Origin of the sequence: Ottowia sp. (assembly GCF_046348305.1) — a bacterium.
In the GTDB taxonomy this organism is placed as follows: domain Bacteria; phylum Pseudomonadota; class Gammaproteobacteria; order Burkholderiales; family Burkholderiaceae_C; genus Ottowia.
In genome coordinates, this window is record NZ_JAXMEM010000004.1 from 356,740 (window position 1) to 381,833 (window position 25,094).

The window sequence follows — 25,094 nt, forward strand, 5'->3', positions numbered from 1 at the left end:
AGGACACGAGGCGATTCATGCGCATGCTGGTGTTCTTCGACCTGCCCGTGGTCACAAAGTCCGACCGACGCGCCTACACCGTGTTTCGCCGCTTTCTGCTCAACGACGGCTACGACATGATCCAGTTCTCGGTCTATGGCCGCATCCTGAACGGCAGCGATGCGGCCGAAAAACACATGCAACGCCTGGTCGCCAACCTGCCGCCAGAAGGCTCGGTGCGCATGCTGACGGTGACGGAAAAGCAGTTCACCAGCATGAAACTGCTGGTCGGCCTGCCGTTGTTTCAGGAAAAAAAGGTCAACGCAGCGCAGATTGCGCTGTTCTGAACCGCGATTTGCAAGGACGAGAACCCGCGCTCCGCAAGGCGGGGCGCGGGTTTCGCGGGGGCCAAGTGTAGCTATCCGGGGTGAGAGAGGGAGCTACAACTCTGGCTCGCTGGTGGCCGAACGCAGCAAAAGTGTAGCTATCCGGGGTGAGAGAGGGAGCTACAACCCAGCCTTGCGCATGGTCTCATCGAGCTGGAGTGTAGCTATCCGGGGTGAGAGAGGGAGCTACAACAAAATGTGTGAGTGGAAATCAAGCGCGCCTAGTGTAGCTATCCGGGGTGAGAGAGGGAGCTATGACTTGGATTGGGCGGGTAAACCCTCCCAATCCAAGTCAGCGCTTCGCGCATGTTCATCAGGGTGCGACGCGCGCCCAAGATCGTGCCCCCGACGGGCGGCGCCTGCACCGGCGAGCACGGCGTGGGTCTGCACAAGAGAGCTTTTTGGTGGACGAGGCGGGCGAAGGCGCGGTGGCGCTGATGCGCACCATCAAGCGGGCGCTGGACCCGCTGGACATCATGAACCCAGGGAAGGTGTTCCGTTGAGTTGAGCGCGGCGAACCGGGCACCGCCCCACGGGCGCCATCACAGCAAGCCCGCCGCCGCATCCATTTGTACGTGCTCAAAAGCAGGCGCGAAATCGTCAAGCTCCCGTGCCTGCAAGCCCACCTCGGGCGCTTGTGCGAACTGCCTCCATTGGCGCACCGCACCATGCACTTCGCCCAGCACCGCCAAGGCCTGAGCTTTGTCCAGGGCAAAGTAGGCGGCGCGCGCCAGCAACATGACCACGTCGGTGATGGGCCCGTCCTGCTCGGACAGCCAGGTCTTGGATTCGCGCTCTTTGTCGGGGAAGGGGTTCAGATCAAACGCCGGCGCCAGCCGCCATTGCCCGTGCGCCACATGCAGAAAACCGTGGTTTTGCAAGTGGTCGTCCACATTGGTGATGAGCAGGTTGAACAGCAGGCGCCGCCAAAGCTGATGCAGGTCTTGCGCGGGGGCGTAGCCATGGGAGCGGATGGCGTCGGCCGCTTCGGTGTAGCTGCGCTCGTCCTCGCGCGCGGCTTGCAGCAAGGAGGCCGCCGACTGGTAGGGAATGCGCCCACCCTCGCCATCGCGGTCAAAGCGCTTGATAACGGCAACCGGCACCTGCTCGTTGCCGCTGCCCAGCAGCACCACGCGCGCCGGTCCGCCAAGGCAGCCAGCCGCAGCGCCAGCACCTCGCCGCGCGTCACGCTGCGCACGTCCTGCACGCTGGGAAACTTGCCGATGGCCAGGCGACCATCTGGGTCAATCAGCGTGCACTTGGGTCGCATGCCGCCCAGCGACGTGCCCTTGCCCTGCAGGTAGCGCAGGTCTTCGGCGGTTTCCTGCCCACGCTCCACCGCCCGGCTGGCATGGAAGATCGGCTCCAACTCGATCAAGGGCGGCGTGCTGCGCTGGCCCTGCTCCACGGTGCGCTGCCATGCGCCGTCCGCGCCACCCAGCCGCAATGCGCCCAAGCGGCTGAAATCGTCCACCGCCAGCACATAGTCCAGCTCCGTCAACGCGGGCAGTTGCGGGTCGGTGCGGCGGCGCTTGGCGTGGTCGCGGGCCGTTGACGCGCCGCCCCCAGGCATCGGGGGCGGTATCGGCAATGGCCCCGTGAAAGACCGAATCGTGCGCGCTGGCCGCCTTGTGCGCCTGGTAGCCCGCCACCAGCGGCAGATCGGCCGATACGCCAAAGCGCTCGGGATGGTTCAGCCAGGCCTGGTCATAGGCAAAGGCGCAGTGCTCGCGCCGCCCCTGCCGGGCGTACACCAGCGTGCCCAGCGCCAGCGCGGCTTTGCCGATGCCGACCTGAACCTCCTGGCGCAGGGTTGTAGGTGTCGCCATCACAGCGCCCCCGAAGGCTGGCCGGACTTGCTGCGCACCCGCTTGGGCAGTTGCTCATCCATCAGCGCCAGTCCGATTTCGTCATGGGGTGTGTCCAGCAAATGCTCCAGTGCTTGCAGTTCGCCAAACACATGCAGCGCACGGGCAAAAAAATGGATGGGCACGCGCGCATCGCCCTTTTCCATGCGCCGCACGGTCGAGAGCGAGGCCCCCATGCGCTCGGCCAGCGAGGCTTGCGAGATATGCCGACGCCGGCGCGCCAAAGACAGATCGGCGCCGAGCTTGAGCAGGGCGCGATTGACTGGCAGTGGAATGGAAGGTGTTGATTTAAGCATTCCAATGAGGTTGTTTGATATATATAAACAGCCTCATTGGAATCATTATGAATAATTCGAACGCTTACGCGATTTGTTCTTGCATGGGGTAAACCGCCTGCACCGCCCGTTGCAGCGCCTCATCGAGCTCGGCCACGCGCAGGTCATACGCCGTCTGCAATTTCAGCCACGACTGCGCATCGCCACCAAAAAAGCGGCACAGGCGCAGGGCGGTGTCGGCGCTGATGCCCTGGCGCTCCAACACGATGTCGTTGATGCGTGAGGCGGGCACATGCAGCTGCCTGGCCAGGGCGTTGGCGCTCATCTCCATGGACTTGAGGTAGTCCTCGCGCAGCACTTCGCCGGGGTGGATGGGGCGCATACCGTTCTTGAACATGTCTTTCTCCTTGCATGGTGCTGGCGTCAGTGGCAATCGACGATTTCCACGCTTTTCATCGCGCCACCCTGTACGGCGCCGGCCCCTTTGTCACGCCTGGCACAGCGAGCTGGTTGACCACCCCCATCACGTCATCGACCAGGCCCACCGACTGCTCCAGCAGGCGGCCCTGCTCCACCGACTGCACGCAGCCCTTGAGCGTGACGATGCGGCGCTGGCCCAGCACCCACACGCTGGTGTCGGCAAAGCGCGGGTCGTACTGGATGTACTTCTGCACGCGCGGGATGATCTCGGCGTCGTACTGGTACGAATTGGGCAGGCGGCAGCGCCCCGAGGTGTAGCAGCTGGTGCCGTGCTGGGTGCGCTCGTGCTGCTGCTCGCGCACCTCCTGCTCGGTATACAGCGGCCCCTCGGGCACGGGGCAGTGGGCGATGGCCGCGGTGACCTGCACGAAAGGGTCGTTGAAGGCGTTGGTGCGCGCTGGGGTGGCCGGCCCGTCGGCGTGGGCCGCGCCGGCCAGGCACAGGGCAAGCAGGGGCCAGCGCATGGGGATTGCCCGTCCGCGACTGCGGGCCGCAAGGGGGATGGGGCCGGGCCCCACCCCGCTCACTTGCCGGCCAGCACGTCCTGCGTGGCGGCGTCCAGCCGGCCGCTGGGTTGCAGGCCGTTGTCGCGCTGGAAGGCGCGCAGCGCAGCGGCGGTTTTGGGGCCGGCGCTGCCGTCGGGGGTGCCGACGTTGTAGCCCAGCTCGTTCAGGCGCGCCTGCGCGTCGCGCATGGACAAGGTCTTGCCGCCCTGACCGGGGATGGAGGTGCGCGAGGGGCCGGCGCCGCCGTCCACGCCCAGCCGGCCGCCGCCGCCCAGGCCCTGGCCCTGCACGCTTTGCGCCTTGTAGCCGCGCAGCGCGCGCACCATCTGGTTGTACGCATCCATGAAGGCGGCGGTGATGACCTTGCCCTGCGGCGTGTTCTGGTAGCCGCCCAGGCCGCCGCCGGCGCTGCCGCCAAACAGGCTGCCAAAGCCGCCGAAGTCGGTCTTGGAGGCGCTGCCCTCCGACGCCGCGACCTGCACGCCCGAGCGGTTGTCCACCAGGGTCAGCATGGTGCTGGCCTCGCGCGTCTTGGTGCCCGCGGCCACGGCGCCGAACAGGCCGCCGGCGCGCCCGCCGATCAGCCCACCCAGCGCACCGCCCACGCCGCCGGTGTCGCCTTCGCTGAAGATGATCTCGGGCGACATGGCGTAGTCGGACGCGACCATCTGGCCGCCCCCCATCTGGCTGCCCTGGCGCATCTGGCCCGAGGCCATCAGCTCGCGCTCGCGGTTCATGGCGTTCATGCCGGCGGCGCTGCGCTCGACCACAATGAAGCAGTTGGACTGTTGCACCAGCAGGCGCAGCAGGTTGGCCGTGGGCGGCAGCTTGTATTCGTTGCGCAGGATGGTGTACCAGCCGGCGTTCTGGTTCTCGACCAGCGAGACGGTGCCCAGCGGCGATGCGCAGCGCTCCAGTTGCCCGCTCGCGCCCGACGTGGCGGCGCCGGCGGCGCTGCCGGTGGCCACCGTTTTCGCGTCGGCGCTGCCCATTTTCATGTCGGTGGTTTCACAGCCGGCCAGGGCCAGCGCGGCCAGCACGGCGGCGGCAGTCAATGCAAGATGCTTGGGGGTGGACATGAAAAAGGCTCCTCTTCCTTGGGTGGATTTCGTTCGATGGGAATGGCCGGAGCGCGCGCGCCGGCGGGCGGTGATGATACCCGCAGTGGCCGCGTGGGCAAAGCCTCAGCCGAGGCCCAAAGTCACGCGCGCGGGGCCGGGCCCAGCACGTCCACCCGCGCCGGCGGCAGATTGGCCAGCACGCGCTCGCGCCGCAGGCAGGCCAGGCCCGCCTGCTGCCACGGCGAGGGGCCGCGCAGCGCGTAGGTGAACTGCAGCAGGCGCCCCTGTGGCGCCAGCACGGCGGCGCCGGCGTGCAGGATGCGCCCCCGGCACGGCTGCGGGATGGACAGCAGCGGAAGGCCCGAGACGATGTGCAACACCGGCAAGCGCCGACGCTCGTCGTCCAGCCGCGCCAGCAGCTGCGGCAGATCGGCCGCGTCGCCCTGCAGCACCTGCACCGCCGCAAAGCGCTGGCGCAGGTGGGCCGTCAGGCGCGCGGACTGCTCGACCACCACCAGCCGCTGCGGCGGCACGCCGCGCGCCAGCAGCGCCGCGGTGATGACACCCGTGCCGCCGCCCAGCTCCACCACCAGCCCGTCGCTGGCCGGATCGACCAGTGCCGCCATGCGCGCGGCCAGGTGCGGCGAGCTGGCGCAGATGGCGCCCACCGCCAGCGGCTGGCTGACCAGTTCGCGCAAAAACAGCGAGCGCGGCGAGCGCGTGACCGCGCGCCGCAAGCGCACCACGCCCGCCCGGGCGGCGCGCACCGCGGTGACGGGATGCTCGGCCAAGGCGCGCGCCAGCGCCAGCATTTCAAGCGGATCGGGGACTCGGCTGCGGGGCAATGGCATGGTGGTAGGTTTTGCCGCATGTCGGCGAGCGCGCAGCTTACACCTTGTGCGCGGCAGGCATGCAACGGAAAAAAAGCGGCCGATCGGGCCCACCGTGACTGCTCAGTCTCGAAACGGCGCGCGCAGCAAGGCCCACACGGTCTGGCTGGCCGCATCGCGTTGCGACCGCAGGCCCATGGTCAGCAGTTGGCCCGCATCACCCGGCACCTCGCCGGCGCTGCGCAGCAGGTGGTCGAACAAGGGCAGCACGGTGGCGTAGTTGCTGTCGGTCTGCGGCTGGTGGGCGCTGTGGTGCAAGCGGTGATACGCCGGCGTCTCCACCCAGGGCCACAGCCACCGGTCCAGCGCGGCGGGCAGGCGCAGGTTGCCGTGCGACGCGGTGCTGACGGCCAGCGCCACCACACTGTAGGCCAGCACCGCCAGCACCGGCGGCCCCAGCAGCACCAGCACCGGCACGGTGGCAGCGGTGGTCAACAGGCTCTCCAGCGGGTGATGGCGGTGCGTGGTGGTGGCGTCCAGCTGCACGTCGCTGTGGTGCACGGCGTGCAGGCGCCACAGCCAGGGCACGACGTGCGAGAGGCGATGCAGCGCATAGGCCAGGCCGTCCATCACGATGAACGTGATCATCCACTGACCCCAGGGGGGCAGCCCCCAGCGCGCCAGCCAGCCGCTGCCCGGCCGCAGGCCCAGGGCGCCCGCGGCCGCCCAGAACAACAAGGGCGTTGCCAGCACCGTGCCGACCGAGAGCACCGAGAGCGCCCCGTTGTGGGCCCAGCGGCGCAGGGGTACGTCGCCCGAGTGCAGGGGCGCCAGCGATTCCAGAAAAAGAACCGCCGCCAGACAGAGGACGGCGGCGGCGATGTACAGCTGAACCATCGGTGTTCGCAGCGCTCAGGCGGTCATGCGCGGTCCTGAACCTCGGTCAAACGAACCCGAGCAGCTCACTCCACTGGACTCGAGATATCCACATAGCATATGCCGCTCGGCGCGACGGTGGTGCCGACCTGGCATTGCGGTGAACTGGGTGGCACGACGAAAGAATAGCCCGCCTGCGTCGACATCGACTTGACCTGCTGCGGCACACCCGAGGTGTTGATGATTTGCGTCTCCCCGACACCCACGCCGACACTGCCTCCGGCCGCCTGGTTGAATTGCGCCTGCGGCACCACGGCCTGGGCCAAACCCACCAGATCATGGCCGGCCAGCCCCGCCGCGGTCAGCCCGCCGGTCAGCAGCAGCGGAGTCAACAAGCGTCCGTTGACACGACCGCGCAAGACGCGATAGGCCACCACGGCCAGCAACAGGGCCATCAGCGTCAGCGACCATTCGCCCAGGGTTGGAACGGAAGCGGCGTTGGACAGGGGCGCGTAGACGATGGCACCCGGGACGACGGGCACGCCGGCCCAAGCGCTGGGCAGAACGCCCCATGCCAGCAAGGCCGCGGCGGCCTTGGCCTGTTTCATTGGTGCGCGCGCCATGGTGAATACCCACACTTTCTTTGCCGAAATTTCGCGAATTCCAACACGAAATCCCGATTCATGCAAGGGGCCGATTCGCCCCGGACAACCCACCGGGTTCCGGGCGCCCCTTTGGCTACGGCCCGCGCAGGCGCTCGATCAAGCCGTTGAGCTCATCCAGCGACGCAAACGCGATCGCCAGCTCGCCGGCCTGTGCATCGCTGCGCCGGCCGGACTTCTTGACGCGCACCTCGACCTGCGCCATCAGCAGGTCCGACAGCTCTTCCTCCACCCGGCGCACGTCGCCGGACTTGTCGGGCGCGCCGGCGGGCTTGCGCGGGGCCGTGAGGTTGAACTCGGCCGAGAGCTTGCGCGCCAGCGCCTCGGCCTCGCGCACGCTCAGCTTGCGCGCCGCCACCTGGTTGGCGGCGGTGATTTGCGCGGCGCCGTCCAGCGTGAGCAGCGCGCGCGCATGACCCATGTCCAGATCGCCGGCCATCAGCATGGTTTGCACCGGCTCGGTCAGCTGCAGCAGGCGCAGCAGGTTGCTGGCGGCGCTGCGGCTGCGGCCCACGGCCTGGGCGGCCTGCTCGTGCGTCAGGCCGAATTCGCGGATCAGGCGCTGCAGGCCTTGGGCTTCTTCCAGCGGGTTGAGGTCTTCGCGCTGGATGTTCTCGATCAGCGCCATGGCGGCGGCGGCCTCGTCGGGCACGTCGCGCACCAGCACGGGCACCTCGGCCAGGCCCGCCAGCCGGGCCGCGCGAAAGCGGCGTTCGCCGGCGATGATTTCGTAGTTTATTCCCGAATTGATAGCTGCTTGCGCTTTCCCATCCTGTGCTGGAGCCGCTTTTGACCCTGAAAGCCGCCGCACCAGGATCGGCTGCATGATGCCCTGCGCCTTGATGGACTCGGCCAGCTCGTAGAGCGCGCCTTCGTCCATGCGCGTGCGCGGCTGGTACTGGCCGGGGCCCATCTCGTCCAGGGCCAGCAGCATGGGCGTGCCGGCGGGGTTGGCCGCCGGGTCGATGGCGGGGGCCGTGGGGCCAAGCAAGGCGTCGAGGCCGCGGCCCAGGCCCTTGGGTTTTTTGGTGACCATGAAGGATGCTCCTGCGTTCTAACGATTGGCTGGCAAAGGCTCGGCGGCCAGATCCTGCAGCCACTGCAAGCCCTGGGGCCAGTCGCCCAGACCCGAGTCGGCATTGATGTGACCGCGCGCGCCGATGCCGTGCAGGGCCGCACCCCAGTCGGCGGCCAGTTGGGTGGCGTACTCCAGGCTGGCAAACGGGTCGTCGCTGCTGGCCACGACCGCGCTGGCAAAGGGCAGGCGCTGCCGCGCGGGCGGCGCCCAGCCCGGGATTTGCTGGCGCAGGTCGGCGCGCTCGATCTCGGGCGGCGCCACCAGCAGCGCGCCGGCCACGCGCGGCGTGGAACGCGAATGCGCGGCCCACCACGCCACCAGCAGGCAGCCCAGGCTGTGTGCGGCCAGCAGCAGCGGGCGCCCTGCCGGCTGGGCCAGCACCACCTCTTCAAGGCGCGCGCACCAGTCGCCGCGCAGCGGGCGCTGCCAGTCGTGCTGCTCGACGCGCGCAAAGCCGTGGCGCTCCTGCCAGCGGGTTTGCCAGTGGCCGGGGCCGCTGTCCAACCAGCCCGGCAGAAGAAGGACGCCGGGCGCGGTCATTAAACGACCCTCCACGCTGCGCGCTGCGGGATTCGCGCTTGGGAGCGGCCCGGCGCGGTCACTGGACTACCCTCCGCGCTGTGCGCTGCGGGATTCGCGCTTGGGAGCGACCCGGCGCGTTCATGTCAATGCCCCCAGTGCCCCGCGCGCGCCCACGCCACGCCGGGTTGCCACACGCGGCGCGCCAGCACGCCCGGCGCCAGCGCCTGGGTGAGCGCCCAGGCGAGGGCCAGGCTCAGAGCCCAGGTCAGCACCAGGGCGGCGGTGGCGTAGCCCGCACCGACCGGCAGCCAGTGCACGGTCGCCCCCGTCACCAGCAGGCTGACGGGGTAGTGCACCAGAAACAGCGCATACGAGAGGGCCGCCAATGCCGTCGCGATGCGCCCGGCCGCCGCCCAGGCACCCGCGCGCGGCGCGCCGCGTTCGGGCTGCCACAGCAGCAAGGCGGCGCACAGGGCCGCCAGGGCCAGCCGGTCGCGCCAGGCCAGCAGCAGGCCGCAGGCGGCCAGCAGCACGATCAACAGGCCCCAGCGCTCGCGCGCCGCGTCGCTGGCGGCGCCACGGCCCCAAGCCGCCAGCACGCCCAGCGCATAGCTGCAGAAAAAATAGAGGGCCGAAACTTCCAGCTCGGCACGCAGGTTGAACACGCCGATGGACGCCAGCGCCAGGGCCACCAGCGCCAGCGCACCCAGGCCGCCCCAGCGCGGCTCGCTCGGGCTGGCCGCGGGCGCGGCATGCGCCTGCACCCAGGCCAGCAGGGCGGCCAGGCCGGCCAGCAGCGCGTAAAGCTGCAAGTCGATGGCCACATACCACACGCCGGCGCTGAGCGCGGGCTGACTGAGCAGGTCTTGCAGCATCAGCGCGTGCGCGAGCAACTGCGCCAGGGTGGGGGCACCGGGCGTGTCGTTGTCCTGCATCAGCGCGCGGGCGGCGGCGGCGCAGACCACGGCCAGCACCAGGGCGGCGGCATACAGCGGCATCAGCCGGCGCCAGCGCTGGGCCACGCGCGGCGCCCAGTCGGCGGGGCCCACGCGCGGGCACCCCGGCTGCGGCCACAGGCTGCGCGCAGCCAGATAACCGCCGATGACCAGAAACACCTGCACGGCATACAGTGCGCGGTCGTTGAGCCAGGCCAGCAGGCCGGGCGCGAACGCCGACAGACGCGGCGCTAGGGGCCCGTAATGCACCAGGTGGTGCCACACGATGAGTTGCGAAGCCAGGGCCTTGCCCCAGTCGATCCAGGGCTCGGTCGCCGCCGCGCTGGCAGCCGGCCGGCCAGTAACGAATTGATTCATTTTTGATAGCGCCCAGCGCAGTGCACACGCCGGCAGGGCCGCTATTTTGCCGCGAATCCGGCTTCATCGCAGAAGTCCACGGCGCGGAGCACCACCCGCAGCCCATGAAATCCACAGCGCCAAAAGGCCACGAAGCAGGCCAGCAATCGCCGTGGCCGGGGTCGCCGCAGCCCCGGGCGGCGGTCTCGGCAAGAGGATGGGCATGCCATCGCGCAGCCAGTGGAGATTGGGGGTGTGTCATGTCAACCCGCGACGCACCATTTCCTGAGCAAACTCGACAAAAGCCTTGCTGCCCTTGGCCGACGGATCGAACACCACCCCCGGCAGGCCGTAGCTGGGCGCCTCGGCCAGGCGCACGTTGCGCGGGATGATGGTGTCGAACACCTTGGAGCCGTAGTGCGCCTTGAGCTGGTCGCTGACCTGCTGCTGCAGCGTGATGCGCGCGTCGAACATCACGCGCAAGAGGCCGATCAGGCGCAAATCGCGGTTGAGGTTGGCGTGCACCTGCCGGATGGTGTTGGTCAAGTCGGCCAGGCCCTCCAGCGCGAAGTATTCGCACTGCATGGGCACGATCACGCCCTGGGCGGCGCACAGCCCGTTCAAGGTGAGCATGCTCAGGGACGGCGGGCAGTCGATCAGCACAAAGTCATAGTCGGCGCTCACTTGCGCCAGTGCGTCCTTCAGGCGGCGCTCGCGGCGCTCTTCGCCCACCAGCTCCACCTCGGCGCCGGCCAGCTCGCGGTTGGCGCCCAGCACGGCGTAGGCGGCGCCGGCCTCCTTCAGCTTGTCGGGCACCACGGCCGCCTCGGCAATGGTGCAGGATTCCAGCAGCACGTCATACACCGACAAGTCCATCGCCCGCTTGTCGATGCCCGATCCCATGGTGGCATTGCCCTGCGGGTCCAGGTCCACCAGCAGCACCCGCTGGCCGATCTTGGCCAGGCCGGCCGCCAGGTTGATGGTGGTGGTGGTCTTGCCGACGCCGCCCTTCTGGTTGGCAATGCAAAAGATCTGGGCCATGGGTGGAGGTGATCGTGGCGGGGGTTGGAAGCGGTTTGAACAGCCGGACGCAGAGGACGCAAAAATGACGCAGAGGACGCAAAAAATTCAAAAACAGGTTGAATTGGAATGGAGCAAAAACCGAATTTCTGGTGTTCCTTTTGCGTCTTTTGCGAATCCTTTGCGTCCTCTGCGTCCGGTTGTTTCTGGCGTGCATCAAGGCGTCAGCGCCAGGCGCAGGCCAAAACCGATCAGGAACACGCCGGCCACGCGGTTGAGCCATTGCGTCATGCGCGGGCTGGCGCGCAGGCGCTGCGCCAGGCGCTGGGTCAGCATGCTGGCCACCAGGCCATAGAAAAATCCCAGCACGGCAATGGTGAGCGCCATCACGCCGAAGGTCAGCAAGCCCTGATGGCGCACCGGATCGACGAACAGCGGAAAAAACGCCATGTAGAAAACAATCGCCTTGGGGTTGAGCAAGGTGATGAAAAAGGCCTGCTTGAAGAAATGGTGTGGCCGGATGGTGAGCACCGGCGCGGCGCCCGGCTTGGCGCGCAGCAGGTGCCAGCCCAGCCATGCCAGATAGGTGGCGCCCAGCCACTGCACGCCGGCGAACACGCCGGGATAGCTCTGCAACAGCGCCGCCACGCCGGCCACGGCGCACCACAGCAGAATCTGGTCGCCCACGATGATGCCCAGCGTGGCCGCCACGCCCCCGCGCACGCCACCCTGCGCCGTGCTGGAGACGATGGCCAGGTTGCCAGGGCCGGGCAGCAGCAGGAACAGCAGCAAGGCGGCCACATAGGCCGGGTAGTCGGAAATGCCAAAAAACATGGGGTCAACCGGGTGGGTTGCCCAGTGTACGTGATGCGCTTGCGAAAACCCGTGACAGAGCCGTCAGATGCTGGTGTTTTGCTCGCGCATCCAGACCAGGCAGCGCTCGGCATCGAGGCCGGGCACCGTCAACGGTTCCACGTGAAACACTTGGGCAAACGGTGGCAGGGCCGCAATTTCCTCATCCGGCCGCTTGCCCTTCATCGCCATCCAGACGCCCTGCTCGCCCAAGGCCCGGTGCGAGCCGGTGACGAAATCGGCCAGCGAGGCGAAGGCTCGCGAGGTCACCACGTCGAAGCGCTCCTCGACCGATTCAACCCGGGCATGCACGCCGCGCAGGTTTTTCAAGCCAAGGGCGCCTGCCGCGTGCTGAATGAAGCTGGCCTTCTTGGCCACCGTGTCCACGCAACTCACCGACAACTCGGGGCAACAGATGGCGATCACGGCGCCCGGCAAGCCGCCACCGCTGCCCACGTCCAGCAGGTTTGCGGCAGCGCCCTGGGTGTGGCGGCGCAACGGCCCGATGACCGCCAGGCTGTCGAGCAGGTGGTGCGTCAGCATCTGCGCGGGGTCACGCACCGCCGTCAGGTTGTAGACCCGGTTCCATTTCGACAGCAGGCCCAGATAGTCCAGCAGGCGCGCAAGCACCTCGTCCCCCAGTGTCAAGCCGAGCGCGGCGGCACCCTGGCGCAACGGGGTCTGCAAACCCGCGCTCACGCGGCGCGGGCGCCCGGCGCCGGCAAATCGGCCTGCAAGGTCCCCAGGCCGCTCTTTTTTTTCAGGTGGATCAGCAGCAGCGAAATCGCCGCCGGCGTGACCCCCGAAATCCGCGAGGCCTGCCCCAGGGTTTCGGGCCGGTGCTTTTGCAGCTTCTGGCGCACTTCGATCGACAGCGCCCCAACCTGCATGTAGTCCAGGTCGGCCGGCAGGCGAAGATTCTCGTGGAGCGCGGCGCGCCCCACTTCCTCGCGCTGGCGATCGATGTAGCCCGAATATTTGGCCGCGATCTCCACCTGCTCGATGACGGCCTGGGCCAGGTCGCCCAAGGTTTCACGTGAAACATCGGTGGTGGCGTACTGGCCGGCGTTCATCCCCATCAGGTCCGCATAGCCCACGTCGGGGCGCCGCAGCAAATCGAACAGCTTGTGCTCGTGCTCGATCGCCTTGCCCAGCACGCGCTCGCTCTCGCTGACTGGCAGGTTTTGCGGGCTCACCCAGATGGACTTGAGCCGCTCGGTTTCACGTGAAACAGCGTCGCGCTTGCGGTTGAAGGCGTCCCAGCGCGCGTCATCCACCAGGCCCAGGCGGCGGCCGGTTTCGGTCAAGCGCATGTCGGCGTTGTCCTCGCGCAGTTGCAGGCGGTATTCGGCCCGGCTGGTGAACATGCGGTAGGGCTCGGTCACGCCCTTGGTGATCAAATCGTCCACCAGCACGCCCAGATAGGCCTCGTCGCGACGCGGCAGCCAGGCCGCGTCGCCGCGGCACAGCAGCGCGGCGTTGATGCCGGCAAACAGGCCTTGCGCCGCCGCCTCCTCGTAGCCGGTGGTGCCGTTGATCTGGCCGGCAAAGAACAGGCCGGCGATCTGCCGCGTCTCGAAGCTGCTCTTGAGGGCGCGCGGATCGAAGTAGTCGTACTCGATGGCGTAGCCCGGCCGCAGGATGTGCGCATTCTCCAGGCCCGCGATGCTGCGCACCAGCTGGTACTGTATGTCGAACGGCAGGCTGGTGGAGATGCCGTTGGGATACACCTCGTGCGTGTCCAGGCCCTCGGGCTCCAGAAAGATGGGGTGGCTGTCCTTGCCGGCAAAGCGGTTGATCTTGTCTTCCACGCTGGGGCAATAGCGCGGGCCCACGCCGTCGATCTTGCCGGTGAACATGGGGCTGCGATCAAAACCTGAGCGGATGATGGCGTGCGTGCGCTCGTTGGTGTGCGTGATCCAGCACGGCAGCTGGCGCGGGTGCATGTCCGCGCGCCCCATGAAGCTGAACACCGGCATCGCGCTGCCCTGCCCGCCGGGCATGCCGTCGCCCGGCTGCGCCTCGCAACGGCTGAAGTCGATGGTGCGGCCATCCAGGCGCGGCGGGGTGCCGGTCTTCAGGCGCCCCTGCGGCAGTTGCAGCTCCTTCAACCGGCGCGAGAGCGACACGGCCGGCGGGTCGCCTGCGCGGCCGGCGGCGTAGTTGTCCAGCCCCACATGGATGCGGCCGTCCAGAAAGGTGCCCGCCGTCAGCACCACCGCGCGGGCGCGAAAGGCAATGCCCGCCTGCGTGACGGCGCCCACCACCCGGTCACCGTCCAGCAGCAAATCATCCACCGCCTGCTGGAACAGCAGCAGATTGGACTGGTTCTCCAGCCGGCGGCGAATGGCGGCCTTGTACAGCACCCGGTCGGCCTGCGCGCGCGTGGCACGCACGGCCGGGCCCTTGCTGCCGTTCAGGATGCGAAACTGGATGCCCGCCTCGTCGGTGGCGATGGCCATCGCCCCGCCCAGCGCGTCCACCTCGCGCACCAGGTGGCCCTTGCCGATGCCGCCGATGCTGGGGTTGCAGCTCATCTGCCCCAGGGTTTCGATGTTGTGCGTCAGCAGCAGGGTTTGCGCGCCCATGCGCGCGGCCGCCAGCGCCGCCTCGGTGCCGGCATGGCCGCCGCCGACGACGATCACGTCGAAATGCTGGGGATGGGTGTAGGAAGTCACGCGCTGATGCTCCGGGGCGCGCCACAGGACGGGCCGTGGCGCCAAACTGCCTATTTTATAGGCGTTGGGGCTGTTCGCGCTGTCGGCATGTCGTCGCCAGCTATGAATTGAATAGCGTTGACGCGAGGTCCGGTCGCCGCCGCGGAAAAGCCACCGCGCCGCAGCCGACGCCGCGTCCTGCGAGACAATCGGGCCGTCGCCTCCGCAGCACGACCGAGGGGCGGCGGTTTGAACAAGGAGACTCTCTCATGGCCACAGCCAAACCCGCGGCGCCGGTGTCCACCACGCACGCCCTGCCGTCCTACCTCGATCCCAAGCATCTGGGTCCCTGGGGCATCTACCTGCAGCAGATCGACCGCGTCACGCCCTACCTGGGCAGTCTGGCGCGCTGGGTCGAGACGCTCAAGCGCCCCAAGCGCGCGCTGATCGTGGACGTGCCCATCGAGCTGGATAACGGCACCATCGCCCACTTCGAGGGTTACCGCGTGCAGCACAACACCAGCCGCGGCCCCGGCAAGGGCGGCGTGCGCTTTCACCAGGACGTGACGCTGTCCGAGGTGATGGCGCTGTCGGCCTGGATGTCGATCAAGAACGCCGCCGTCAACGTGCCCTACGGCGGCGCCAAGGGCGGCATCCGCGTCGATCCGCGCACGCTCTCGCACAAGGAGCTGGAGCGCCTGACGCGCCGCTACACCAGCGAGATCGGCATCATCATCGGCCCCAGCAAGGACATTCCCGCGCCCGACGTCAACACCAACGACAAGATCATGGCCTGGATGATGGACACCTACTCCATGAACGTGGGCTCCACCGCCACCGGCGTGGTCACCGGCAAGCCGGTGGACATGGGCGGCTCGCTGGGCCGGCGCGAGGCCACCGGGCGCGGCGTGTTCACCGTGGCCTGCGAGGCGGCCAAGCAGATCGGCCTGCCGATCGAGGGCGCGCGCGTGGCCGTGCAGGGTTTTGGCAACGTCGGCGGCATTGCCGGCAAGCTGTTTGCCGAGGCCGGCGCGCTGGTGGTGGCGGTGCAGGACCACACCGGCGGCGTGGCCAACGACAAGGGCCTGGCCGTGCCCAAGCTGCTGGAGCACGTGGCCAAGACCGGTGGCGTGGCCGGCTTCAAGGGCGGCGAAGCCATCACGCCGACCGATTTCTGGGCCTGCAAGTGCGACATCATGGTGCCCGCCGCGCTGGAAGGCCAGGTCACCCAGGCCAATGCCGGCAAGATCAAGGCCAAGATGCTGATCGAAGGCGCCAACGGCCCCACCACCCCCGAGGCCGACGACATCCTGCACGACAGGGGCGTGCTGGTGGTGCCCGACGTCATCGCCAACGCCGGCGGCGTCACCGTCAGCTACTTCGAGTGGGTGCAGGACTTTTCCAGCTTCTTCTGGGACGAGGACGAGATCAACCGGCGCCTGGTCGGCATCATGAAGCACGCCTTCGACGCCGTCTGGCAAACGGCGCAGGAGCACCAGGTCAGCCTGCGCACCGCCGCCTACATCGTCGCCTGCACGCGCATCCTGAACGCGCGCGACCTGCGCGGGCTCTATCCCTGAGCGCGGGGCCGACGGGGCGCCTGCACGGCAGGCGCGTCCGCCACGGCGCCGGTCAATAGCCCGCCTGCGGCCGGACGCTGCTGTCGGTATAGCAATTGCCCGTGGGCGCGTAGCGCGTCACCTTGCCGTTCTCGATATAGAAAAGGTTGCTGCACGCCAGGCGCGTTTCAGAGCAGGTGACGAACGCGCTGTGACTGACATGGCGCCGATCGCCGTGCCCCGCGCTGGCGAAGCACTGTTCCACGTCCTTGCTGTTGAAATAATTGCGAATCTCGACCCCGTTGGCTGTCTGGGTGCGGTACAGCGGCATGGTGAGGAACAGCGGGTGCGTGTCCAGCGCCTGCACCGGCACTCCCACCCACGCGTCGAGATCCGACTGCCGGACCGTCGCGCAACCCGACAGCAAGGCCGCGGTCGCCAAAGCCCCCACGCAGCATCTGAAAACGGACATGAAAAGCTCCTGATCATGGATGCCGCGCGGCGGGCGGCCTCGACGCGATGATCCTAGCCCGTCCAAACGCCAGTTCCGCGCGCACGATCGCCGCCCGTTCCCGGCAGGCCCGACATCAAGGTCGATTCCTGACAGTGCAGTCGCATTCCGATGGTCGCAGCGCCCCGCGACAAGCGGCGGCACGCGTCAACGCCCCTGGCGGCGGATCTCCGTCGGCCCAATTCCCCAGAAACGCCGCATGGTGGACGTCAGGTGGCTGTGACTGGAAAAGCCGGCGAGCCGGGCCACCCGCTCCAGCGGCTCCTTGCCGGCCAGAATGCGCTCGCGCGCAGCCTCCAGCCGCATCGCCAGGATGTATTGGTGCGGCGCCTGCCCCGTGCGCGCCAGAAAGGAACGGGCAAAGTGGCTCGGCGACAGGCGCGCCGTTTCGGCCAGCTGCTCCACCGTGATGCGCTCGGCCAGATGCATGCGGATGTAGTCCTCCACCCTGCGCCAGGTCGCCGGCGACAGCCCGCCGCGCGCACCCGAGCGGGTGCGGTTGCCCAGGCTCGAATACCGGCGCAGCAGATGGACGCCCAGAACCGTGAGCCAGGCATCGACGCATTCGCTCACCGCAAAGGTGCCGCACTGCAGCTCGTCGCGGATCGCGCGGCCCATGGCCAGCGCCTTGGTATCCACGCAGCCGAGTCGTGGCGGGTAAAGCTCAAAGCTGTCCGTACCGAACTCTGCACCGGCCAGCGCCTGCAACCTTTGCGTCGTCAAGCCGGCCAGCACGTTTTCCTTCGGCGTTTCCCATTGGGCCGACAGATCCGACCCCATGGGTACCACTTCGATCGAACCCACCGGCGCCGCCCCCGCCATCATCCGGTCGCTGTTGAGCGCCACGTGGCGTGCCGTCTGGGGACTCAACAGAATCAGCGCGTAGTGCCCCTGCGCGCGAAGCCGGATCGCGTTCGGACCGACGCGGGAATGGCTGACCGCGCCGTGTTCGGTTTCGAGCTTTCTGCCCCAGTGTTCCGGAATTGCTTGCAACATGACTGTTTCCCATGCCCGGCGCGGCACGCCGTCGCCGATTCTGCACCGACCTTACAGGCGATGCGCAGGCGATGCAACGACGGTCGATTCCTGACAGCCCGATGCGCCAGACTTGACCCCGTGCCATCCGCAAGCCGACGCTGGCCGAATCAGCGCCCCATTCGCCATGCCAAGGCGCCGTGCCGGCCTGGCGGGCGCGACGCGCAACCAGGCCCGCGCCAGGCTCCAGATCGACAACCGCGCAGCCCCGGCCAGGCCACTGTCCACCGCCCGGCACCACGCCCGGGGCCCTGAACCCCGCAACCCTCTCTCCGAAAGAAACCCCATGCGCAGACTCCTCATCAACACCGTCTTTCTGGTCGCGCCACTGGCCATCCTGCCGCCGGCCACGGCCCAGGCCACGATCGAGTGCTGGTCACGCGACTACCGGTACAACGAATGCTATGCCGGCGAGCTCTCGCGCCCGCAGCTGATCCACCAGATTTCAGGCAGCGCCTGCATCGTGAACCGAACCTGGGGCTACAACCCCAGAAGCGGCTATATCTGGGTAAGCGAAGGGTGCTCGGGAACGTTCGCGGATGTCGGCGGCTACCACCACGGACGCGGCGACACCTACGACGAAGGTGCGCGGCACTACGATGCGCGGGGCCGCGACGCCGGCGCGCTGATCGGCGGGTTGGTGCTGGGCGCCATTCTCGGCAGCGCAGCCTCGGACGACGACCACGAGCGCCGCCGCCCCCGCGACAGCGGCTACGATGGCTGCCACGGATCGGGCTGCCTGGTGACGAGCCCGGACGACCCGCCCGAGCCTGGCCAACTGGAAATGCAGTGAAGGCGCGCGCCGCAAGCCACGTGGGCAGCTCGACACCTGCAGCCGCCTTGGCCGCAAATTTCCTCGCAGACCGTTGGGGTGATCGCCATGAAAAGAACCGTACTCATTTCCGCCCTGCTGGGCATCGCCGGCCTGGCCAGCGGCACGCTGGCCCATGCCACCGACGACCCCTGTTACGAGAAGGCCCAGACGCAGAGTCAGCTGACGGCCTGCGCCGCCGATGCCCTCAAGCGCCAGGACCAGGAACTCAACCGCCTGTATGGGCAAATGCAGAGTCGGCTCAAGCGGGACGACCCGGCCAAGGCGCTGCTGACCCAGGCGCAGCGCCAGTGGATCGGCTTTCGCGATGCCGAGTGCGCCTTTGCCGCGGTGCGCAGCGCCGGCGGCAGCATTCACGCCATGAACTTCGACAGCTGCCTGGCCGAGTTGACGCGAAACCGCGTCATCGAGCTGCAGAACCACCTCGCCTGCGGCAAGGGCGCGGACGAACAATCGGCCCTCGACTGCGCCATTCCCCGCTGAAGCCGGGGCGCGGCCAAGCCAGGCCTGCAAGCCCGCCGCACTTTTGCTACGCTGACGGGCCCACGAAACAGGCGCCGGGACCGCGCGACGCGCCCGTCACGCCCATCCGTGCGGCAACGCAACCAGGAACATCGCATGAAACTCTATTACTCCGCCGGCGCCTGCTCGCTGTCACCCCACATCGCGCTGGAAGAAGCCGGCCTCAAGTACGAGGCCATCTCCGCCCCCACCAAGACCAAGCAACTGCCCGACGGCAGCGACTACCGCAAGGTCAACCCCCTGGGCTACGTGCCCTACCTGGTGCTGGATGACGGCACCGGCCTGCGCGAAGGCCCGGCGATCGTGCAGTACATCGCCGACCAGGCACCCGAAAAGAACCTGGCGCCCGCCAACGGCACGCTGGCGCGCTATCAATTGCAGAGCTGGCTCAACTTCATCGGCACCGAGGTGCACAAGGGCTTCTCGCCCTTGTTCAACCCCGCCATGCCCGCCGAGGCCAAAAAGCTCAGCGCCGATCGCCTGCTCGAGCGCCTGAAATGGGTCGACGGCGAACTGGCCGGCAAGACCTGGCTGATGGGCCAGGACTTCACCGTCGCCGACGCCTACCTCTTCACCGTCACCAACTGGGCCAAGCCCATGCAGCTGGACCTGGCCCCCTTCGCCAACCTGAGCGCCTGGCGCGAGCGCGTGGCCGCCCGCCCGGCCGTGCAGCGTGCGATGAAGGCCGAGGGGCTGCTTTAAGCGCCGGCATCCGGGCGCCGCGCCAGCGGCCTTTGCCGCCACGCCAGCAGCGCCCCCAGCCACAGCGCGCCGGCCGAATACAGCAGGCCGCGCGCCAGCCCGCCGGGGCCGTCGGCAATCCAGCCCACCACGGTGGGCCCCACGATCTGGCCGAAGGCAAACAAGATGGTGAAGGCGCTGATGCCCGCCGCCCACTGCGCGCTGGGCAGGTTGTGGCGCACGAAGGCGGTGGTCGACGCCACCAGCGACAAAAACACAGCGCCGAACAGCAAGCCCGAGGCCAGCACCACCGGCCACGCCGACGTCAGTGCCGGCAGCACGGTGGCCACGCCCAGCAAGGCGTTGAGCAGCGCCAGCGCGCCGCCGCCCTTGGACCGGTCCAAAAGCCGCGCCCAGATGCGCGCCGACGCCACCACCGCCAGGCCCAGCAGCGTGTAGAACAGCGTGACCGCGCCGGCGCTGGCGCCCTGCTCGCGCAGCAGGGCGATCACGAAGGTCATGTAGCCGATGTAGCCCACGCCAAACAGCGTGTAGCCGGCCAGCGCCCAGCCCATGGACCGCCATGATATTTTTTGAATCAAATGGGGCTCTGGCGCTTGCACAGTCTGCGCAATCAGCTCCTGTTTTTGTAGTATTCTGGCCGGCCAGGCCAGCACCGCCGTGGCCACCAGGCACAGCAGCGCCATGCCCCACCAGGCCCAGGCCCAGCCATGCGCCACGCCGCGCGCGGCATCCAGCAGCAGCGGCACGCCCAGTGCCGACAGCGCGATGCCCCAGCCCACGCCGCCGTAGTACAGGCCCAGCAGCAGGCCGGCCTGCTGCGGCGCGCGCGTGCCCAGCCGGGCCGCCAGCAACCCGCCGGCGATGAAGACAAAGGCGCTGGCCACACCCGCCAGCAGGCGCTGCAGCAGCAGCGGCGCGGCGTCGATGAAAAAGCCCGACAGCGCCATGAACACGCTGGCCAGCACCGCGCCCCACAGCAGCACCCGCACGGCGCCCAGGCGTTTGAGCAGCCAGGGCGTGACGAGCGCGCCCAGCAGGTAGCCCGCCGCGTTGACGGTGTTCATCGCGCCGGCCAGGGTGTAGCTCCAGGCCAGGTCGCCCTTCATCACCGGCAGCAGCAGCCCATAGGCAAAGCGCGTGATGCCCAGCGACACGGCGGCGCCCAGCGACAGCGCCAGGGCCAGGAAAACGGGCGCGGGGCCAGGCGCTGCGGCAGGTGCGGTCATCCGCGCATTGTGTCGCAGCCCGCGCGGCTGGCACGGCGGGCGCACCCGTCGCACAATCGGCGGCACGACCCCTCGCCACTGCAAAGAGACTGGCCATGTCCCACCCGCTGTTTTCCTCGTTTCGTCTGGGCGCGCTCACGCTGCCTCACCGCGTGGTGATGGCCCCGCTCACGCGCAACCGCGCGCCCGGCGCCGTGCCCAATGCGCTGATGGCCGAGTACTACGCCCAGCGCGCCGACCCGCTCACCGGCGCCAGCCTGATCGTGAGCGAAGCCACCGCCATCAGCCCGCAGGGCCAGGGCTACGCCGACGTGCCCGGCCTGTACGACACCGAGCAGCTCGACGGCTGGAAGCGGGTGACCCAGGCCGTGCATGCGCGGGGCGGGCGCATCTTCTGCCAGCTGTGGCACGTCGGGCGCGTGTCGCACCAGCTGCTGCAGCCAAACCACCAGTTGCCGGTGGCGCCCTCGGCCATCCGCGCCAACACCAAAACCTACCTGATCGACTGCGAGGGCCAGGGCGGCTTTGCCCTCACCAGCGAGCCGCGCGCGCTGCACCGCCATGAGATCCCGGGCATCGTGCACGACTTCGCCGTCGCCGCGCGCAACGCCGTGCAGTCGGCGGGCTTCGACGGGGTGGAAATCCACGGCGCCAACGGCTACCTGCTCGACCAATTCCTCAAAACCGGCGCCAACGTGCGCACCGACGACTACGGCGGCTCGATCGAAAACCGCGCGCGCCTGATGCTGGAGGTGACGCGCGCGGTGGCCGACGCCGTCGGCGCCGAGCGCACGGGCCTGCGCATCTCCCCCGTGACGCCCGCCAACGACATCGTGGACACCGACCCGCAACCCCTGTTCCGGCACCTGGTGCGCGCGCTGGCGACGTTGCCGCTGGCCTACATCCACGTCATCGAAGGCGCCACCGGCGGCCCGCGCGAGGTCGAAGGCCGCCCCTTCGACTACGCCGCCATGAAGGCCAGCTACCGCCACGCCGGCGGCCGCGGCGCATGGATGGTCAACAACGGCTACGACGGCGCCATGGCCGCCGCCGCCATCGAGTCCGGCCGCGCCGACCTGGTGGCCTTCGGCAAGGCCTTCATCAGCATGCCCGACCTGACCGAGCGCATCCGCCGCGGCGGCCCCTTCGCCGCCCTCGAGCGCGCCACGCTGTACGGCGGCGGCGCGGCGGGCTATACCGACTATCCGGCACTGGGCGACTGAGCGCCCAACGCGCGGCCCGCGCTCACACGCTCAGCGTGCCGACGCGCTCGCCGCGCGCACCTTGGCCACGTCGGTGCCGGTGACCGCCGGCGCGTCGTTGGACCAGCTCTGGCGCACGAAGGTGGCCAGGGCCGCCACCTCGTCGTCCTTCAGGCGCCAGCCGAAGTCCGGCATGGCCAGGCGGGCGGGCCGCAGCTGGGTCGAGGGGATGGCCGCGCCGTTCAGGATCACGGCGATCAGGCCGCCGGCGTCCTGGGCTGTCACCAGCGCGTTGCCGTCCAGTTGCGGAAACACCGCCTTGGCGCCCTTGCCGTTGGTGAAGTGGCAGGCGCTGCAATTGTCCAGGTACAGGCGCGCGCCCAGGTCAATCTGCGGTGAGGCGCCATTGAGCGTCGCAGTGGTCGCCACGGCGTTGGCGCGCGGCGCCGTCTGGCCCGCGACCGCGCGGTCCTGGCGGATGGCCTGCAGATAGCCGACGACGGCGTCCAGGTCGTCCTTGGGCAGGTATTGCAGCGAGTGCTCCACGGCCGTCGCCATCTCGCCCGCCACGCCGGTGGTGTCGCTGCGGCCGGTGGCCAGCAAGGCCGCCAGCTGCGCCGCGCTCCAGCGCTGCGCGTCACTGTCCTTGGCGCGCAAATCGGGCGCCGGCCAGCCGTTCAGCACGGCGCCGGTCAAAAAGTCGCCCGAGCGGGCGTCATAGCCCTTTTCGGCAAAGGTCAGGCGGTTGCGCGGCGTGTGGCAGGAGCCGCAGTGCGCCAGCCCCTCGACCAGATAGGCGCCGCGGTCCAGCCGGGCGTCGCCCATGTGCGGCTCGAAACCCGCCTTGGGCAAGGCCACCCAGTCCCAGGCCCGGATGCCCCAGCGCTGGTTGAACGGAAATTCCAGCGCCGTCACCGGCGCCGCGGCATGCACCGGCTTGACGTCGTTCATCAGGTAGGCATACAGCGCACGCACGTCGGGCTCGCTCATCTTGCGGTAGCTCGGATACGGCATCGCCGGGTACAGATGCGCGCCATCCTTGCGCACGCCATCGATCAGCACGGCGCGAAACTCGTCCAGCGTGTAGTTGCCGATGCCGGTTTCCTTGTCGGGCGTGATGTTGGTTGAATAAATCACGCCGAAGGGCGATGGCACCGCCAGCCCGCCCGCGTAGGGCTGGCCCTTGGGCGCCGTGTGGCAGGCCATGCAGTCGCCCGCCACGGCCACCGCCCGGCCCGCGCCCGGCGGCGGCTGGTAGTCGGCCGGCAGCGCCGCCGCCGGCGCGGTGCGCTGCGGCGGCACGAACATCAGGCCCAGAACCACGACGATGCCGATCAGGATCAGCACGCCGACGATGCGAAGCAGCGCTTTCATGCCAGGCTCCTTGCCTCAAGCCAACGGACGCGGGTTCTTCAGGTAGTCCTGCCGGATCGCCCGCGCCGACCAGTACGCCAGCGCGCCCACGGTGCCGGTCGGGTTGTATTGCAGGTTCTGCGGAAAGGCGCTGGAACCCATCACGAACACGTTGTGCACGTCCCAGCTTTGCAGATAGCGGTTGACGGCGCTTTGCGTCGGGTCGGTGCCCATGATGGCGCCGCCCACGTTGTGCGTGGTCTGGTAGGGCCGCACGTCATAGTGCGCGCCCTCGCCCTTGTAGCCCGAGGCCCAGTGCGTCGGGTTCATCGACCGGGCGATGGCCTCGATCTTGCTGCGCATGAACTGCGTCATGCGGATGTCGTTGGGCTTCCAGTCGAAGGTCATGCGCAGCTTCGGCTGGCCGTACTTGTTGCGGTAGGTCGGGTCCAGGTCCAGGTAGCAATCGCGGCAGGACATGTTGGAGCCGTGGCTGCCGATGCTCATCGAATGGCCGTACCAGTCCTTGATGCCCTGCTTCCAGCCCGCGCCCCAGGCCGGCGTGCCGGGCGGCAGCGGCATCGAGGCGATCGGCCGGCCGTTGAACTGGCCGCTGCTGATGTAGCTGCCGCCGATGAAGCCCTCGCGGCCGAAGTCCACCTGGTTCATCGAGAAATCGTCGATCACCATCGCGCTGGAGCCGGCGCCGACGAACGGATTGAAGTTGACGTTCTTGAAGAACAGGCTGGTGCCGCCGGACATCTGGTAGGCGTAGTTCTTGCCCACCACGCCTTCGCCGGTCTCCGCCACATAGGGCTTGCCGATGCCCGACAGCAGCAGCAGGTGCACGTTGTAGAACTGGTAGGCGGCCAGGATGACCAGGTCGGCCGGCTGGAACACCTCCTCGCCCTGGTCATCGACATAGGTCACGCCGGTGGCGGTCTTCCTGTCGGCGGACAGCTCCACGCGGATGACTTCGGCGCGCGTGCGGTAGCTGAAGTTGGGCTTGTGCTTGAGCGCACCCAGGATGCAAGTCTGGGGCGCCGACTTCGAATAGTTGATGCAGCCGAAGCGCTCGCAAAAGCCGCAGAAATTGCATGGCCCCAGCTGCATGCCGTACTCGTTGGTCCAAGTGTCCGACAGGTTGGCCGAAGGCAGCGGAAACGGGTGGTAGCCCATGGCCTTGGCCGCATCGCCGAACATCTTGCCGTTCAGCAGCGTGGGCAGCGGCGGCAGCGGGTAGGCGCGCTTGCGCGGCCCTTCGAACGGGTTGCCGCCCGCCTGCGTCTGGCCGCCCAGGTTGCCCGCCTGGCCGGAGATGCCGCACACGTATTCGAAGCGGTCGAAGTACGGCTCCAGCTCGTCATAGGTCACGCCCCAGTCCGCGATCGTCAGGTCGGGGCCGATGACCTTGGCGCCAAATTTTTCGGTCACGTACGAGCGCAGGCGCAGCTCCTCGGGCAGCGCGCGCCAGGTGTGGCCGTTCCAGTGCACGCCCGCGCCGCCCACGCCGTTGCCGGGCAAAAAGCTGCCCAGCACGCGATAGGGCAGCGCCGTTTCCTGCAGCGAGCGGCGAATCGTCAGCGTCGAGTCCGCGGGCCGGTTCATCAGCTTGAGCCGGATGCCGTACTTCAGCTCGTCGATCATCCTGGGATAGGCAAAGTCGGGCACCGTGTCGCGGTCCTCGCCGCGCTCCAGCGCCAGCACCTGCAGCCCGGCCTCGGCCAGCTCCATCGCCAGGATCGAGCCCGTCCAGCCCAGGCCCACGATCACCGCATCGGTTTTTTTCTCCTGCCGCGCCATGC

The 25,094-nt window shown here is 68.5% G+C and carries 25 protein-coding genes and 2 pseudogenes; 7 read left to right on the forward strand and 20 right to left on the reverse strand.

Features of this window, described 5'->3' with window-relative positions:
* Nucleotides 1-17 precede the first annotated feature (17 nt).
* A complete protein-coding gene (gene cas2 / locus U1F38_RS05850) occupies nucleotides 18-326 on the forward strand; it encodes a CRISPR-associated endonuclease Cas2 (RefSeq protein WP_409986105.1) in 309 nt (102 codons plus the stop codon).
* A gap of 390 nt (nucleotides 327-716) precedes the next feature.
* Nucleotides 717-868, forward strand: a pseudogene (locus tag U1F38_RS05855) (FAD-linked oxidase C-terminal domain-containing protein); the annotation flags it as partial.
* 39 nt (nucleotides 869-907) lie between these two features.
* On the opposite strand, the pseudogene U1F38_RS05860 reads toward U1F38_RS05855, so the two are convergent.
* The 15 genes and pseudogenes from U1F38_RS05860 to mnmG all read right to left on the reverse strand — a co-directional run bounded on the left by U1F38_RS05860 (nucleotide 908) and on the right by mnmG (nucleotide 14,365).
* A pseudogene (locus U1F38_RS05860) lies at nucleotides 908-2,194 on the reverse strand (type II toxin-antitoxin system HipA family toxin).
* On the reverse strand, nucleotides 2,194-2,529 hold the full coding sequence (locus U1F38_RS05865; protein ID WP_409986106.1) for a multiprotein-bridging factor 1 family protein: 336 nt from the start codon (nucleotides 2,527-2,529) through the stop codon (nucleotides 2,194-2,196). The pseudogene U1F38_RS05860 and the gene U1F38_RS05865 overlap by 1 nt, the downstream one beginning before the upstream one ends.
* Nucleotides 2,530-2,593: 64 nt before the next feature.
* Entirely contained in the window at nucleotides 2,594-2,905 is a 312-nt protein-coding gene (locus U1F38_RS05870) for a HigA family addiction module antitoxin (RefSeq protein WP_409986107.1), read from the reverse strand.
* A 55-nt stretch (nucleotides 2,906-2,960) separates the two neighbouring features.
* Nucleotides 2,961-3,452: a BON domain-containing protein gene (locus U1F38_RS05875; protein ID WP_409986108.1), complete on the reverse strand. Its 492-nt coding sequence runs from the start codon at nucleotides 3,450-3,452 to the stop codon at nucleotides 2,961-2,963.
* Nucleotides 3,453-3,511: 59 nt separating this feature from the next.
* Nucleotides 3,512-4,573, reverse strand: a complete 1,062-nt coding sequence (locus U1F38_RS05880; RefSeq protein ID WP_409986109.1) for a peptidoglycan-binding protein — start codon at nucleotides 4,571-4,573, stop codon at nucleotides 3,512-3,514.
* 122 nt (nucleotides 4,574-4,695) lie between these two features.
* The gene (locus U1F38_RS05885; RefSeq protein ID WP_409986110.1) at nucleotides 4,696-5,406 is read right to left on the reverse strand and encodes a class I SAM-dependent methyltransferase; all 711 of its coding nucleotides are present in this window, start codon (nucleotides 5,404-5,406) and stop codon (nucleotides 4,696-4,698) included.
* A 102-nt stretch (nucleotides 5,407-5,508) separates the two neighbouring features.
* A complete protein-coding gene (locus U1F38_RS05890; RefSeq protein WP_409986111.1) occupies nucleotides 5,509-6,282 on the reverse strand; it encodes a sterol desaturase family protein in 774 nt (257 codons plus the stop codon).
* 65 nt (nucleotides 6,283-6,347) lie between these two features.
* Nucleotides 6,348-6,950, reverse strand: a complete 603-nt coding sequence (locus U1F38_RS05895; RefSeq protein WP_409986112.1) for a midcut-by-XrtH protein — start codon at nucleotides 6,948-6,950, stop codon at nucleotides 6,348-6,350.
* Between the two features lie 49 nt (nucleotides 6,951-6,999).
* Nucleotides 7,000-7,959 (reverse strand): ParB/RepB/Spo0J family partition protein, encoded by a 960-nt coding sequence (locus U1F38_RS05900; RefSeq protein ID WP_409986113.1) that lies wholly within the window; start codon nucleotides 7,957-7,959, stop codon nucleotides 7,000-7,002.
* 18 nt (nucleotides 7,960-7,977) lie between these two features.
* Nucleotides 7,978-8,541 (reverse strand): RBBP9/YdeN family alpha/beta hydrolase, encoded by a 564-nt coding sequence (locus tag U1F38_RS05905; RefSeq protein WP_409986114.1) that lies wholly within the window; start codon nucleotides 8,539-8,541, stop codon nucleotides 7,978-7,980.
* Between the two features lie 125 nt (nucleotides 8,542-8,666).
* Nucleotides 8,667-9,836, reverse strand: a complete 1,170-nt coding sequence (locus tag U1F38_RS05910) for an acyltransferase family protein (protein ID WP_409986115.1) — start codon at nucleotides 9,834-9,836, stop codon at nucleotides 8,667-8,669.
* Nucleotides 9,837-10,073: 237 nt separating this feature from the next.
* Nucleotides 10,074-10,856, reverse strand: a complete 783-nt coding sequence (locus U1F38_RS05915) for a ParA family protein (protein WP_409986116.1) — start codon at nucleotides 10,854-10,856, stop codon at nucleotides 10,074-10,076.
* Nucleotides 10,857-11,051: 195 nt separating this feature from the next.
* Entirely contained in the window at nucleotides 11,052-11,669 is a 618-nt protein-coding gene (locus U1F38_RS05920) for a LysE family transporter (RefSeq protein WP_409986117.1), read from the reverse strand.
* A gap of 63 nt (nucleotides 11,670-11,732) precedes the next feature.
* Nucleotides 11,733-12,374 carry a 16S rRNA (guanine(527)-N(7))-methyltransferase RsmG gene (gene rsmG, locus U1F38_RS05925; protein WP_409986118.1) on the reverse strand — a complete coding sequence of 214 codons (642 nt, stop codon included), beginning with the start codon at nucleotides 12,372-12,374 and terminating at the stop codon, nucleotides 11,733-11,735.
* Nucleotides 12,375-12,382: 8 nt separating this feature from the next.
* A complete protein-coding gene (gene mnmG, locus U1F38_RS05930; protein WP_409986119.1) occupies nucleotides 12,383-14,365 on the reverse strand; it encodes a tRNA uridine-5-carboxymethylaminomethyl(34) synthesis enzyme MnmG in 1,983 nt (660 codons plus the stop codon).
* A 248-nt stretch (nucleotides 14,366-14,613) separates the two neighbouring features.
* On the opposite strand from mnmG, the gene U1F38_RS05935 reads away from it, so the two are divergent.
* Entirely contained in the window at nucleotides 14,614-15,924 is a 1,311-nt protein-coding gene (locus tag U1F38_RS05935; protein ID WP_409986120.1) for a Glu/Leu/Phe/Val family dehydrogenase, read from the forward strand.
* A gap of 52 nt (nucleotides 15,925-15,976) precedes the next feature.
* Here the strand turns inward: U1F38_RS05935 and U1F38_RS05940 are convergent, their stop codons facing one another.
* Nucleotides 15,977-16,375 carry a hypothetical protein gene (locus tag U1F38_RS05940; RefSeq protein WP_409986121.1) on the reverse strand — a complete coding sequence of 133 codons (399 nt, stop codon included), beginning with the start codon at nucleotides 16,373-16,375 and terminating at the stop codon, nucleotides 15,977-15,979.
* A gap of 186 nt (nucleotides 16,376-16,561) precedes the next feature.
* Nucleotides 16,562-17,410 carry a helix-turn-helix domain-containing protein gene (locus U1F38_RS05945; RefSeq protein ID WP_409986122.1) on the reverse strand — a complete coding sequence of 283 codons (849 nt, stop codon included), beginning with the start codon at nucleotides 17,408-17,410 and terminating at the stop codon, nucleotides 16,562-16,564.
* A 325-nt stretch (nucleotides 17,411-17,735) separates the two neighbouring features.
* Between U1F38_RS05945 and U1F38_RS05950 the strand changes: the two genes are divergently transcribed.
* From U1F38_RS05950 to gstA, 3 genes are all read left to right on the forward strand, one after another.
* Complete coding sequence (locus U1F38_RS05950) at nucleotides 17,736-18,242, forward strand: DUF3011 domain-containing protein (RefSeq protein ID WP_409986123.1); 507 nt, start codon at nucleotides 17,736-17,738, stop codon at nucleotides 18,240-18,242.
* 87 nt (nucleotides 18,243-18,329) lie between these two features.
* Nucleotides 18,330-18,764, forward strand: a complete 435-nt coding sequence (locus U1F38_RS05955) for a lysozyme inhibitor LprI family protein (protein ID WP_409986124.1) — start codon at nucleotides 18,330-18,332, stop codon at nucleotides 18,762-18,764.
* Nucleotides 18,765-18,899: 135 nt separating this feature from the next.
* Complete coding sequence (gene gstA / locus U1F38_RS05960) at nucleotides 18,900-19,505, forward strand: glutathione transferase GstA (protein WP_409986125.1); 606 nt, start codon at nucleotides 18,900-18,902, stop codon at nucleotides 19,503-19,505.
* Here the strand turns inward: gstA and U1F38_RS05965 are convergent.
* Entirely contained in the window at nucleotides 19,502-20,734 is a 1,233-nt protein-coding gene (locus U1F38_RS05965) for a YbfB/YjiJ family MFS transporter (protein WP_409986126.1), read from the reverse strand. The genes gstA and U1F38_RS05965 overlap by 4 nt on opposite strands.
* Before the next feature lie 95 nt (nucleotides 20,735-20,829).
* Here U1F38_RS05965 and U1F38_RS05970 point away from each other — a divergent pair, with 95 nt between their 5' ends.
* Complete coding sequence (locus U1F38_RS05970; protein ID WP_409986127.1) at nucleotides 20,830-21,957, forward strand: alkene reductase; 1,128 nt, start codon at nucleotides 20,830-20,832, stop codon at nucleotides 21,955-21,957.
* 30 nt (nucleotides 21,958-21,987) lie between these two features.
* Here the strand turns inward: U1F38_RS05970 and U1F38_RS05975 are convergent, their stop codons facing one another.
* Together U1F38_RS05975 and U1F38_RS05980 are read right to left on the reverse strand one after the other, a co-directional pair.
* A complete protein-coding gene (locus tag U1F38_RS05975; RefSeq protein ID WP_409986128.1) occupies nucleotides 21,988-23,310 on the reverse strand; it encodes a c-type cytochrome in 1,323 nt (440 codons plus the stop codon).
* 15 nt (nucleotides 23,311-23,325) lie between these two features.
* A complete protein-coding gene (locus U1F38_RS05980) occupies nucleotides 23,326-25,092 on the reverse strand; it encodes a GMC family oxidoreductase (RefSeq protein ID WP_409986129.1) in 1,767 nt (588 codons plus the stop codon).
* Nucleotides 25,093-25,094 lie beyond the last annotated feature (2 nt).

Excerpts from the sequence above, each read along its gene's own strand:
- U1F38_RS05915 (WP_409986116.1), bottom strand. The coding sequence starts at position 10,856 with ATGGCCCAGATCTTTTGCATTGCCAACCAGAAGGGCGGCGTCGGCAAG.
- U1F38_RS05955 (WP_409986124.1), top strand. The coding sequence starts at position 18,330 with ATGAAAAGAACCGTACTCATTTCCGCCCTGCTGGGCATCGCCGGCCTG.
- U1F38_RS05945 (WP_409986122.1), bottom strand. The coding sequence starts at position 17,410 with ATGTTGCAAGCAATTCCGGAACACTGGGGCAGAAAGCTCGAAACCGAA.
- U1F38_RS05935 (WP_409986120.1), top strand. The coding sequence starts at position 14,614 with ATGGCCACAGCCAAACCCGCGGCGCCGGTGTCCACCACGCACGCCCTG.
- cas2 (WP_409986105.1), top strand. The coding sequence starts at position 18 with ATGCGCATGCTGGTGTTCTTCGACCTGCCCGTGGTCACAAAGTCCGAC.
- U1F38_RS05900 (WP_409986113.1), bottom strand. The coding sequence starts at position 7,959 with ATGGTCACCAAAAAACCCAAGGGCCTGGGCCGCGGCCTCGACGCCTTG.
- U1F38_RS05870 (WP_409986107.1), bottom strand. The coding sequence starts at position 2,905 with ATGTTCAAGAACGGTATGCGCCCCATCCACCCCGGCGAAGTGCTGCGC.
- U1F38_RS05975 (WP_409986128.1), bottom strand. The coding sequence starts at position 23,310 with ATGAAAGCGCTGCTTCGCATCGTCGGCGTGCTGATCCTGATCGGCATC.
- U1F38_RS05950 (WP_409986123.1), top strand. The coding sequence starts at position 17,736 with ATGCGCAGACTCCTCATCAACACCGTCTTTCTGGTCGCGCCACTGGCC.
- U1F38_RS05890 (WP_409986111.1), bottom strand. The coding sequence starts at position 6,282 with ATGGTTCAGCTGTACATCGCCGCCGCCGTCCTCTGTCTGGCGGCGGTT.
- U1F38_RS05910 (WP_409986115.1), bottom strand. The coding sequence starts at position 9,836 with ATGAATCAATTCGTTACTGGCCGGCCGGCTGCCAGCGCGGCGGCGACC.
- U1F38_RS05885 (WP_409986110.1), bottom strand. The coding sequence starts at position 5,406 with ATGCCATTGCCCCGCAGCCGAGTCCCCGATCCGCTTGAAATGCTGGCG.
- U1F38_RS05970 (WP_409986127.1), top strand. The coding sequence starts at position 20,830 with ATGTCCCACCCGCTGTTTTCCTCGTTTCGTCTGGGCGCGCTCACGCTG.
- gstA (WP_409986125.1), top strand. The coding sequence starts at position 18,900 with ATGAAACTCTATTACTCCGCCGGCGCCTGCTCGCTGTCACCCCACATC.
- U1F38_RS05880 (WP_409986109.1), bottom strand. The coding sequence starts at position 4,573 with ATGTCCACCCCCAAGCATCTTGCATTGACTGCCGCCGCCGTGCTGGCC.
- U1F38_RS05865 (WP_409986106.1), bottom strand. The coding sequence starts at position 2,529 with ATGCTTAAATCAACACCTTCCATTCCACTGCCAGTCAATCGCGCCCTG.
- U1F38_RS05980 (WP_409986129.1), bottom strand. The coding sequence starts at position 25,092 with ATGGCGCGGCAGGAGAAAAAAACCGATGCGGTGATCGTGGGCCTGGGC.
- U1F38_RS05965 (WP_409986126.1), bottom strand. The coding sequence starts at position 20,734 with ATGACCGCACCTGCCGCAGCGCCTGGCCCCGCGCCCGTTTTCCTGGCC.
- U1F38_RS05875 (WP_409986108.1), bottom strand. The coding sequence starts at position 3,452 with ATGCGCTGGCCCCTGCTTGCCCTGTGCCTGGCCGGCGCGGCCCACGCC.
- U1F38_RS05905 (WP_409986114.1), bottom strand. The coding sequence starts at position 8,541 with ATGACCGCGCCCGGCGTCCTTCTTCTGCCGGGCTGGTTGGACAGCGGC.
- U1F38_RS05920 (WP_409986117.1), bottom strand. The coding sequence starts at position 11,669 with ATGTTTTTTGGCATTTCCGACTACCCGGCCTATGTGGCCGCCTTGCTG.
- U1F38_RS05940 (WP_409986121.1), bottom strand. The coding sequence starts at position 16,375 with ATGTCCGTTTTCAGATGCTGCGTGGGGGCTTTGGCGACCGCGGCCTTG.